The sequence below is a fragment of the Pseudomonas sp. 22189 genome (assembly GCF_052045635.1).
In the GTDB taxonomy this organism is placed as follows: Bacteria; Pseudomonadota; Gammaproteobacteria; order Pseudomonadales; family Pseudomonadaceae; genus Aquipseudomonas; species Aquipseudomonas parakoreensis.
The window spans coordinates 213,263-224,774 of the sequence record NZ_JBQEPG010000011.1; the positions used below are offsets into that span (position 1 = coordinate 213,263).

Below are 11,512 nucleotides of genomic sequence, written 5' to 3' on the forward strand. Positions count from 1 at the left end.
GCGCCTCAGGTCGCTTCCTGAAAATCCATCTCCGGCGGCTGCCGCCGAAAGCCGCCAGTGAGCACCGCCAGATACACCACGCCAATCGCCAGCCAGCTCAAGCCCAGATACACCGCCAGATGATCAAGGCTGACCATCAGCCACACGTCCGCCAGCAGCCCGATGAACGGGAAGACCAGAAACAGCACCAGCTCACGCGGGCCTTTTTTCTCGCCTCCGATCCAGTAATGAAAAATCACCGACAGGTTGACCAGGCTGAACGCCAGGAACGCACCGAAGTTGATGAACGAGGTTGAGGTGGTCACATCGAGTTTCAGCGCCAGCAATGCCACGACCGCACACAGCAGGATGCTGTTGACCGGCGTGCCGAAGCGCGCATGCAAGGTACCGAAAAACGACTTGGGCAACACGCCATCGCGCCCCATGGCAAACAGCAAGCGCGAACCGCTGGCCTGGGCCGACAGCCCCGAAGCGAACTGGCCGACGATCAGGCCGATGAGGAAGATCGAGACGAACAGGTCGCCGCCGATGTTGCGTGCGATTTCATAGGCCGCCGAGTCGACGCTGTCGAACTGGAACGACGGGTGGGCGATCTGCACGAAGTACGACACGCCGACGAAGATCAGCCCGCCGATCAAGGTGATCAACATGATCGCCCGTGGAATGGTGCGGCGTGGGTCGCGGGTTTCTTCGGTCAGCGTACTGACCGCGTCGAAGCCGAGGAACGAATAACAGGCAATCGCCGCGCCGCTCATGATCAGCGGCATTTGCATGTCACCGTTGAAGAACGGTTTGATCGACCACAACGGCGTGCGCGCATCACCGCCGACGTAGTGCACACACAGCGCGACGAAGGCGATCAGCACCAGAAATTGCACCAGCATCAGCAAGGCGTTGATGCCGTTGGCCAGTTTCAGGCCAACGATGTTGATCGCGCTGGTGATGCCGATGAACGCCAGTACCCAGATCCACTGCGGGATCGACGGGAATGCCGAAGCAAGGTACGCCGCGCCGATCAGCCAGATCGCCATCGGCAGAAACAGGTAATCGAGCAACACCGCCCAACCGGCGATGAAGCCGAGCCTGGGGCTGATCGCCTTGCGCACGTAGCTGTAGGCGGAACCGGCAACCGGGAACGCGGCGGCCATGCGCCCGTAACTCATGGCGGTGAAGAACATCGCCACCAGTGCTGCCAGGTACGCGGCCGGGACCATGCCGGCGGTGGATTGCGCGAGGATGCCAAAGGTGCCGAGGACAATGATCGGCGTCATGTAGGCGATGCCGAACAGCACCACCGACCCTAATGACAGGGTGCGTTGCAAACGAGCCATGGGCGACTTACTCCGAATGTTATTGGATTTATGGCAGAGCCGAGTTCGGCGAATGTTTCGGGTGTGGCTTTGTTTTTTTGGGTGAGTCAGATGAATCGATAAAAGATCGCAGCCTTCGGCAGCTCCTACAGGAGTACGCAGTGCAATGGTGTAGGAGCTGCCGAAGGCTGCGATCTTTTGATCTTCAGCGCGCAGGAATCAGCAACTCACGCAATCCGCACGCGTGCTCTACCACCTCCCCCGGCAGCTTCAAGCGCTGATCATCCAGATAGCGGTAATCCTGGCGCGCGACCTGCAACCGGTCGAAATCCAGCTCGACACTGAACGTCCCTTCTTCGCGCCCCGCCTCGAACAGCAACGTCCCCAGCGGATCGACCAGCGCACTGCCGCCGGCAAACATCAAGCCGTCATCCCCGGCCTCAACGCGATTGACCATCAGCGCAAACGCCTGATTCTCCTGAGCACGGGCCATGATCGCGGTGCGGTGAGTCGGGGCGTACGGGTCCATGTTGCCGTTGGTCACGATCAGCAACTCGGCGCCCAGTTGCGCCAACGCGCGGGCGGACTCCGGGAACTCGATGTCGTAGCAGATCAGCAGGCCGACGCGCACACCGTTCCACTCGCAGGTGGCGTAGCGGTCGCCGGCCTCGAACACGCCGCGATCCGACGCCCAGAGGTGGGTCTTGCGGTATTTGAGGGCGATGCCTTCGGGGGTGATCAGCAGCGTGGTGTTGTAGAAGCGACCGTTGTCGTTCTCAGCCATGCCGATCACCACGGCGAGGTTGCGCTCGCGGGCAGCGGCCAGCACCGCGCTGACGGTCGGGCCATCCAGCGGCTCGGCGATCTGTGCCACGGTGTCAGCCGTCGGGAAGCCCATCAAGTGGGTTTCCGGGAATACGATCAGTTGCGTGTCGGCACCGCACGCGGCAATCGCCGCGAGGGCGCGTTCGAGGTTGTATGCGGTGCCATTGTCACGGCCCGCCAGTTGGGCGAGTTCGACTTTCATTGCGAGTCCTTGTGGTCAGGGCCGGGCGCTGAAAGATTGCCCGGTGGCTGTCTGTGGGCCAGTATGCGCAGCAAGCAACCGGCAGGGAATCACGCGGCCGGGGTAACCCGATAGGGGTAGATTCATGACCGTTTCGTTTGATGACATCACTTGGCACCGCGCCGTCGGGCAGTTGATCGACGCACTGGACAAGCCGAATTTCTGGGCACAACTGGTGCGTTTGCTCGACCAGTACGTGGCATTCGATAGCTGGGTGGTGTTGCTGTTCAGCGCCGATCAGCACCCGCAAGTGTTCGCCGAATGCCCCGCCGAGGACGGCAGTCCCGACCCGCTGTTTCAGGATTATCTGCGCGGTTTGTATCTGCTTGATCCGTTCTACATCGCCTGCCGCGAGCAGTCGCGCACCGGGCTGTATCGCCTGTCGGAGGTGGCGCCGGAGCATTTCGAGCTGACCGAGTATTACCAGCGATACTTTCGTCTGAATGTGGTCGCCGACGAAATCCAGTTCAATTGCCAGCTCGAAGGCGAACGCACGTTGTGCCTGTCGCTGGGCAGTGAACAACGTTTCACTGGCGAACAGATCGCTTTGCTGTCATTGATCCAGCCGTGGGTGCTGGGTCTGTTGCGCCAGCGCCTGCCGTACGAAATCAACGAAACCGTGGCCCTCGCTGCCGCGCCTGCACCGGCCGACTGGCGGGTGCAACTGGAAGCGTCGGTGCAGCAACTCAAGGGTGCGCAACTGACTGCCCGGGAACTGGATGTCGGGCGTCTGATGCTCAGCGGTTGCTCCAGTAAAGAAATCGCCCGTAAGCTGGAAATCTCCGTAGAAACCGTGAAAGTCCATAAGAAACACATGTACAGCAAGCTGGGGATCAAATCCCAGTCGGAGCTGTTTTCGATTTTTCTCCAGGCGCAGAACGCCTGATAACGCGTGGAAATGCTTTCCTGTGTCGACAGATTCTCTGTGGTGAGGGGATTCATCCCCGATGGGCTGCGCAGCAGCCCCAAGTCTATGCATGCGGTCTTTCAGTTAAACCGCAGTGAATGGTTTTGGGGCGGCTTCGCCACCCATCGGGGATAAATCCCCTCACCACAATAAATCTCATCAACAGGCCCGCCTGCTGCCACAGGTTTGCAAACCATTGAGTCCGAACCAAGGAAACCGTATGAGCCTGTCACTCCTGAGCCGCTACGCCTTCTTTGCCGTCTGCGTGATTTTCACCCTCGCCAGCCTGCCCTTTCTCGAACACGACTGGCTGTGGCCAATCACCGCCGTCACCGGCGTGCTGAGCCTGCTCGGTCTGTTCGACCTGCTGCAGAGCCCGCACGCGGTGCGCCGCAACTACCCGATCCTGGGCAACATCCGCTATCTGGTCGAAGGCATCCGCCCGGAGATCCGTCAGTACCTGCTTGAATCCGACAGCGACGCCCTGCCCTTCTCCCGCGCCCAGCGCTCGCTGGTCTATTCGCGGGCGAAGAACGAAACCGCCGACAAACCCTTCGGCACGCTGATCGACGTCTATCAATCGGGCTTCGAATTCATCGGCCACTCGATGCGCCCGGCGCCCTTGAGCGACCCGAGCAGTTTCCGCGTCACCGTCGGCGGCCCGCAATGCACGCAGCCGTATTCGGCGTCGGTGTTCAACATTTCGGCCATGAGCTTCGGCTCGCTCAGCGCCAACGCCATCCGCGCGTTGAACCAGGGCGCCAAACTCGGCAACTTCGCCCACGACACCGGCGAAGGCAGCATCAGCCCGTATCACCGCGAACACGGCGGCGACCTGACCTGGGAACTGGGCAGCGGTTATTTCGGCTGCCGTACCAGCGATGGCCGTTTCGACCCGGAACGCTTTGCCGCCCAGGCGCAGAATCCGCAGGTGCGAATGATCGAAATCAAGATGAGCCAGGGCGCCAAACCCGGCCACGGCGGGATCCTGCCCAAGCACAAAGTTACCCAGGAAATCGCCGACACCCGCGGCATCCTGATGGGCGAAGACTGCATCTCGCCGTCTCGCCACAGCGCGTTTTCCACGCCGATCGAAATGATGCAGTTCATCCAGCAACTGCGTGAGCTGTCCGGCGGCAAACCTGTGGGTTTCAAGTTCTGCCTCGGGCATCCGTGGGAGTTCATGGGCATCGCCAAGGCCATGCTGGAAACCGGCATCCTGCCGGACTTCATTGTGGTCGACGGCAAGGAAGGCGGCACCGGCGCCGCACCGGTGGAGTTCACCGACCACATCGGCGTGCCGATGCGCGAAGGCCTGCTGTTTGTGCATAACACGCTGGTCGGCCTGAACCTGCGCGACAAGATCAAGCTCGGCGCCAGCGGCAAGATCGTCAGCGCGTTCGACATCGCCAGCGTGCTGGCCATCGGCGCCGACTGGGCCAACTCCGCGCGCGGCTTCATGTTCGCCATCGGCTGCATCCAGTCGCAAAGCTGCCACACCAACAAATGCCCGACCGGCGTCGCCACCCAGGACGCCCTGCGTCAACGCGCCCTCGTCGTCCCGGACAAGGCCCAGCGCGTCTACAACTTCCATCGCAATACCCTCAAGGCCCTGGCGGAAATGCTTGCCGCTGCAGGGCTGGAACATCCGTCGCAACTGTCGGCCAAGCACCTGGTGCGGCGCATGTCGGCGACCGAGATCAAGCTGTTCTCGCAGCTGCATGTGTTTCTGAAACCGGGGGAATTGCTCACCGGAGAAGTGAATGGCGAGTTTTATTCGCGGATGTGGCAAATGGCGCGGGCGGACAGTTTTGAGGCGCAGGAAGTGGCTGCTGCGTAGATTACTGAATAGCGTCAGCCATAATTGAAGGCTGACGCTTTTCATTTGACGATGCGAATATATTGAAAAGCCGCAGATTAAGGTTGCCGAAGTCCCATCTACCTTTCTGAACCCAGTTGTTCGGAAACTCGATACTTTCATCCATGTTTGAGCCCGAATGGCCGCTAACCCACCAAACCCTTTGTGATTCATTTGAAAGCTTGCTCAGGCTGAACAAAAAAACCTCATCACGTACAGGATCGAGTAACGAAAGAAAACCAAAGCCTGTCGGGCGAGAGGCATTGTCATGTACCCAGCTTCGCTCAAATAACATCGGTTGCCGATCAGAAAAACCATACGCCTCCAAGGAGTAATACCAGAGTGTTCCTTCAACGACTATCTTATCCCCCGAGGCAATGGAACTTTTCAACTTCCCACCCAACTTTTCCATTGGGAAATCCTGCGGAGAACGTGAATAATTCAAGTCATCTATTTGTTGATAAACACTCAAAACACCCGGAGCCTCTACCAACAACATCAAAGCCAAAACAGCCACCATATAACGCCAGTTCGAACAAGCTATTGCAACAGCAACTATCATCGGCACCGCCATTGAGCAAAAGGCCAGATAGCGAATCGTTATCATGGGAACCACGAATGAAATACTCATAGCAACAATCATTGGCGTCCATAGGTACGATACGACCAGCATGGAAAGCGAAAATTGGTTCTTATCCCGATAAACAACAAACCAAGACAGCGACAGAACTAAAAACGTCAATAGCCAACAACCCAGAACATCACTTACGTGCACGTTCTGCAGCGTGAAAAAGGCCCAAAATAATGACGGAATCGTTTGATAGGACACGGGGGCTATCCAAGCGAACAGGCCATTCTGGCCGATAAGATTAACCGTTGATAGCAGGTGCAGAAGACTAAAAGCCCAAGGAACATACGATATGGCAATAAAAAGATTTGCCCACCACCATAGAGGATGCAGGACGTATTTATGCCCACGAGTGCTTCTGACACTCAAAAAAAACAGATACACCCAGCTTGATGCAATCGCCAACGCAGCAAAATAATGCGTATATATCGCCAGTACCGAGAAAAAAACATACCAAAAGAGATATTTTTTACGATCTGGATTAGTGACCCACGCTGTCAGCGCCAGCAAGGATGCAAGTAATAAAAATGAGAGGAGCGCGTACATTCTGGCTTCTTGACTATAACGAATAGCGATGGGCAAAAATGCAGTGAGTAGGCCACAGACAATACCGGCTCTCGGCCCGGCTATAGTTCCTACAACATAGACGCTACAAATAACGGCCATACTCCCCGCAACGGCACTCAGTGCACGCGCAGCGTATGGACTATCACCCCATATCAAAAACCAGACATGCAAAACGTAATAATAAAAGGGAGGGTGGACATCACGACCTGTGTAGTACCAGATCTGGTCAACCGACATGGAACCAAGACGTAGGCTGAATGCCTCATCCAGCCAGAAAAACGGGCGTTCCAAAGCGTAGAAACGCAAGGACATTGCGAGCAGCAAAACCGCCATCAGCGCAAGCCGGTCGATCATCACGGATGTCTGAGGTTTGGTAGAAAAAGAAGTTGTCAGCAACGGTTTCATGTCTGTTTTCTCCAGAACAGCACAAACCGGAAAAAGCAGTACCCCAACACCAGGTTCAGTGCGGTAAACACCGTGACCGTCAGCAGACCATTCCAGTCACGCGCATCGGCAATCCTGCCGATACCGAAACTCGCGCCCCCCATCAGACCAACAAACAGCAAGTAGCCGAATACCGGCGTCTTGCTGTCGAAGGTGTAGAGCATATTCACGTAAAACGAGAACGCCGCCGCCACGCAGAATGCGGCGAAGTTACTGGCTGCCTGGGTCAACCCGATGGCGCTGCACAAAACAAAAAAAATCTGCCAGTGGATAAGTGCATCAGCGATGCCAATCACTGTCAGCGCAGGAAATCCTTTCATTACGGTTCCTTGCCATGGCTTGGTCCGGCTGACTTTCGAAGCTAGGGCAAGGCGCTTGAGTGGTCTACTGTCAGAAATTACAGGTGCGGGGTGGATTGCGACGGACGGTCAGGGTTACCACTGCAGCAACCTGCCGTGAGGCGGTTCCTTCATGACGATGAAACCGTAATCGCCAATCAGGTAAATCCGGTAATACAGGCTGTCCACCAACGCGGGAAAACCCTGATAACCAACGCGCGTGGCGTTACGCCGTTCGCGTTCGGCGACCACGTTGGTGATGCCTGCCGACGGCAGATTTTCCGCGAGGATGAAGTAGTCGACGTTGAGCAGATAGTGCAACACCGGCAGCTGTTGGAATGAACCGGCCGCACTGGCCAGCCAGCGATCGGAGTAGCTGACCGAGAGGTAAATCCGTTTCGCTTCACGCAGCTCACGATGGGCGGCGATGTCGTGGCTCAGGCTGTTCAGCGCGCTGTTGGCAAAGGTTTTCTGCAGGCTCAGCACCCGGCCATAGGCGAAGGACAGCGAGAGTGTCGCCAGCAGCGCAATGATCAGCAGCAAGGGCAATCGGCGGTGCCCGGACGCCAGCGCAACGTGCGCCAGATAGAACAGCCCCAGCAGTAACACGCCGAAGCCCATCAGGGTCCGCGCGCCTTCATTGAAATCCCGAAACAGCAGGGTGATTCCGGGCACCAGCCAGACCAGAACGAGCAGCGTGAGCAAACACAGCAGCAGGCTTGGCCAACGGCGTTGGCGGCCCCGAACCAGACGCAGACAGCCCGCGAATGCACACAACACCAGTGCAGCGAAAACCCACGAGTAGCCGCCGTGAAACAGCAGCGCAACATTCTGCAGCACCCGAGAGAAATTGATACCGATCTGCAACAGCGGGTGGGTGTCCGGGTTCAGCAGATCCGTTCTTCGCAACGTCTCCATGAACGGATAAGCCGTGACGCTATAGATCAGGATGCCGAGGCCCGCTTGTGCGAGCTTCCAGCCCAGCATCCGCAAGATCTGCGGCCACTGCGTTTGCTGCTGAACAGCCCTGATCAACTCGACACCACACAGACCGAGAAACACATTGAGGCTGATCTGATACAGCCCGATCGCCAGCGCCAGCAACGCCGCCGGTACCAGCCAGCGCTGTACCCGCGATGAAGCGTCGAACGTGATGGCGTAAATCACCGCGACCATGCTCAAGGCCATGATCGGGCCGTCGTATTGATAGGACAGGTTCTGCAGCAGAAACGGGTTGTACCAGAGCGGCAACGCGACCAGGCAACAGGCCAGCGTCGGTTCGACAAAGTAGTGAACGGTCAGCCGAGTCAGCGCCAGACTCATCGCCACGACCGCGAGCAACAGGGGTAACGGATAGATGTTCGGTGCCGCCCCGGTGAACGTCAGCGCCTGATAAAACCAGTCGGCAAACAATCGGCCTTGCCCGGCCCAGGCATTCGCGGCGGCCAGCGTACGCCAGTTGTCGTCAATGTAGGGGAAGTCGGCGAGGAGCAGCGGCAGGGCGTACAACGCAGTGGCAAGCAGGAAGAACAGCACGACTTGCCGCTGACTGAGCTCTCGCTCGAGAAATGCGCTCGCCCTCATGTCTGCGCCTCGGTTACTGCCGCGCGGGATTGCAAAGAGATACAGGTTTGAGCCTGATCGGCCGCTTTGTATCGCTCTTTCAGACCGGCGGTAACACGGCAAAAGATCGCAGCCTGCGGCAGCTCCTACACAGGAAATGTATCAACCCTGTAGGAGCTGCCGCAGGCTGCGATCTTTTGCTTTTGCTATCGACTACATCAAGTGGCCGAACGCACCGCGCCCTGCGTTTCACCGCTCGGTTGCAACTTGAACACGTAGAACAACACCGTCAGCAGCACCAGGAACGCCGGCCCCACGTACAGTGCCACGCGGGTGTCCGGGAAGTACGCCATCAGGCCGACCACCAGCACCAGGAACGCCAGCGCGAAGTAAGAACTGACCGGGTACAGCCACATCTTGTATTTCAGGCCGGCACGTTCGCTGGCGCTCAAACCTTTGCGGAATTTCAGTTGCGCCAGCAGGATCATGACCCAGGTCCAGATCGCGCCGAAGGTGGCAATCGACGTCACCCAGACGAAGACTTTCTCCGGCACCAGGTAGTTGAGCAGCACACCGATCAGCAGCGCGAAAATCGACAGCAGCAGTGCCCGGCGTGGCACGCCGTTGGAGGTCTTGGCGAAACCGGCCGGGGCCTGACCGTTCTGCGCCAGGCTGTACAGCATGCGCCCGGTGCTGAAGATGCCGCCGTTGCACGACGACAGTGCCGCCGTGATCACCACGAAGTTGATGATGCCGGCAGCGGTCTTGATGCCCAGACGCTCGAAGGTCATCACGAACGGGCTGCCTTGAGTGCCGATTTCGTTCCACGGATAAATCGACAGGATCACGAACAACGCGCCCACGTAGAACAGCAGAATGCGCCAGAATACCGAGCCGATCGCATCGGGAATGGTTTTCTGCGGATTCTTCGCTTCACCGGCGGTCAGGCCGATCATCTCGACACCGAGGTAGGCGAACATGACCATTTGCAGGGACATCAGCACACCGGTCACGCCGTTGGGCATGAAACCGCCATGGGCCCACAGGTTGGAAATCCCCAGCGCCACGCCGTCGTTGCCGAAACCGAAGGCAATGATGCCGACGCCGCCGATGACCATGGCGATGATGGTGACGATCTTGATCAGGGCGAACCAGAACTCGAATTCACCGAAGGCCTTTACCGCGATCAGGTTGATCGAGCCCATGCTGATCAGCGCCGCCAGGGCCCAGATCCAGCGCGGTACATCGGGGAACCAGATGCCCATGTACACGGCGACGGCGGTGATTTCCGCGACGCAGGTCACCAGCCACAGGAACCAGTAGTTCCAGCCAGTGAGAAAGCCCGCCAGCGGGCCGAGGTAGTCCTGGGCGTAGCGGCTGAACGAGCCGGCCACCGGATTGTGCACGGCCATTTCACCGAGGGCGCGCATGATCACCAGGATCGCCAGGCCGCCGAGAATGTAGGAAAGCATGATCGCCGGACCGGCCATTTCAATGGCCTTGGCCGAACCCAGGAACAGGCCGACACCGATACAGGCGCCGAGCGCCATCAGGCGGATATGCCGTTCACCGAGTTCGCGTTTGAGCGGGCCGCCGTGAGCGGTCTCGCCATGGGGCAGGTGATTGCCGACTGGCATAGGGATACAACCTCGTCTTGTTATTGGATATGACCGCCGAGTGGCGAAGCGTCGACCGATAGGCCTGAACTTCCCGAAACCGCGCCGGCCTCGTGGGCAAACGCGTCTCGCAGGTCCCGACCTGCAAGATCAGCGGGGCGTGCAGTATAAAAAGCTTGTGACAGGGCTTTTCACTCTATAAACCGCAACATTCAGCGGGAAATCTCGGCATTCCGCCGGTTTACGGAGAGGCATTACCTGGACTCCGTAGGATTTTTCCCCACTAAAAAGGCCGGCGAGTATTGCACAGCATTGGTGCACCGTCATGCCCCTGTGTTGGTGGTATTGCGTAGGTGATAGCTCTAGCACAGCTGTTTCGATGTGCTTGGCTGTCTATTCCCCTGTGGCGAGGGAGCTTGCTCCCGCTCGGCGGCGAAGCCGTCGTATTACCGCGCACGCGGTGCTTCAGACAAATTGCGACTACAGGGATTGGGACTGCTGCGCAGTCCAGCGGGAGCAAGCTCCCTCGCCACACAGAAGGCGACATCTGCAAATTTTCGGAAATTTCGTACAGTCATCGCAGACCCAATTCTTGATTGCTGCGACTAGCGTGAATAAGGATTGAACTCGCAAAGGACGCAACGGAATGCGTAACCCCCCAAATTCACATCGGCTCCGCCGAGGGCGTTGTTCGGAGTTAGGACGTGCTTATCTCATAACTACTGTGGTGCATCAGCGCCGCAGAATATTCAGCGATTGGCAGATGGGGCGTTTGTTGATAGCGGAACTCAGGCGAGCTCATGACCAGCGATGGGTCGATTCGATAGCCTGGGTGGTGATGCCTGACCACTTACATTGGTTGGTCCAGCTGGAAGAAATGCATATTGAACGTCTGATGCAAGCGGTGAAATCCCGCAGCACATTGTCGATTAATCGCGCCCTGAACCGAAAAGGCGCGTTTTGGCAAACAGGCTATCACGACCGCGCCATCCGTGATGGTAAAGACTTGAAACCCCTCGCCCGTTACATCATTGCTAATCCGCTACGAGCAGGATTGGTGGAGCGGATTGGCGATTACCCGCTTTGGGACGCCTGCTGGCTCTAAAGCTCCCACTTCCCCTGTGGCGAGGGAGCTTGCTCCCGCTCGGCGGCGAAGCCGTCGTATTACCCGCGCATGCGGTGTTTCAGACAGATCGCGATTAGAGGGATTGGGGC

The 11,512-nt window shown here is 58.1% G+C and carries 9 protein-coding genes; 3 read left to right on the plus strand and 6 right to left on the minus strand.

From position 1 onward, the window contains the following. Window positions 1-5: 5 nt before the first annotated feature. Complete coding sequence (locus tag ACTJKS_RS14450) at window positions 6-1,331, minus strand: APC family permease (protein ID WP_108183689.1); 1,326 nt, start codon at window positions 1,329-1,331, stop codon at window positions 6-8. A 184-nt stretch (window positions 1,332-1,515) separates the two neighbouring features. Beyond that, window positions 1,516-2,337: a carbon-nitrogen hydrolase family protein gene (locus tag ACTJKS_RS14455; RefSeq protein ID WP_108183690.1), complete on the minus strand. Its 822-nt coding sequence runs from the start codon at window positions 2,335-2,337 to the stop codon at window positions 1,516-1,518. A gap of 124 nt (window positions 2,338-2,461) precedes the next feature. Between ACTJKS_RS14455 and ACTJKS_RS14460 the strand changes: the two genes are divergently transcribed. Together ACTJKS_RS14460 and ACTJKS_RS14465 are read left to right on the plus strand one after the other, a co-directional pair. Further along, complete coding sequence (locus ACTJKS_RS14460) at window positions 2,462-3,262, plus strand: helix-turn-helix transcriptional regulator (protein WP_041068300.1); 801 nt, start codon at window positions 2,462-2,464, stop codon at window positions 3,260-3,262. Window positions 3,263-3,503: 241 nt separating this feature from the next. Beyond that, entirely contained in the window at window positions 3,504-5,123 is a 1,620-nt protein-coding gene (locus tag ACTJKS_RS14465) for an FMN-binding glutamate synthase family protein (RefSeq protein WP_108183691.1), read from the plus strand. Between the two features lies 1 nt (window position 5,124). On the opposite strand, the gene ACTJKS_RS14470 is transcribed toward ACTJKS_RS14465, so the two are convergent. From ACTJKS_RS14470 to ACTJKS_RS14485, 4 genes are all read right to left on the minus strand, one after another. Then, window positions 5,125-6,741, minus strand: a complete 1,617-nt coding sequence (locus ACTJKS_RS14470; RefSeq protein WP_108183692.1) for a glycosyltransferase family 39 protein — start codon at window positions 6,739-6,741, stop codon at window positions 5,125-5,127. After that, complete coding sequence (locus ACTJKS_RS14475) at window positions 6,738-7,100, minus strand: GtrA family protein (RefSeq protein WP_041068292.1); 363 nt, start codon at window positions 7,098-7,100, stop codon at window positions 6,738-6,740. Before ACTJKS_RS14475 ends, ACTJKS_RS14470 begins: the two co-directional genes overlap by 4 nt. A gap of 114 nt (window positions 7,101-7,214) precedes the next feature. Continuing rightward, complete coding sequence (locus ACTJKS_RS14480; protein WP_108183693.1) at window positions 7,215-8,702, minus strand: glucosyltransferase domain-containing protein; 1,488 nt, start codon at window positions 8,700-8,702, stop codon at window positions 7,215-7,217. Window positions 8,703-8,899: 197 nt separating this feature from the next. Next, a complete protein-coding gene (locus ACTJKS_RS14485; protein WP_108183694.1) occupies window positions 8,900-10,318 on the minus strand; it encodes an amino acid permease in 1,419 nt (472 codons plus the stop codon). 625 nt (window positions 10,319-10,943) lie between these two features. Between ACTJKS_RS14485 and ACTJKS_RS14490 the strand changes: the two genes are divergently transcribed. Then, window positions 10,944-11,402: an REP-associated tyrosine transposase gene (locus ACTJKS_RS14490; protein WP_108183695.1), complete on the plus strand. Its 459-nt coding sequence runs from the start codon at window positions 10,944-10,946 to the stop codon at window positions 11,400-11,402. Window positions 11,403-11,512 lie beyond the last annotated feature (110 nt).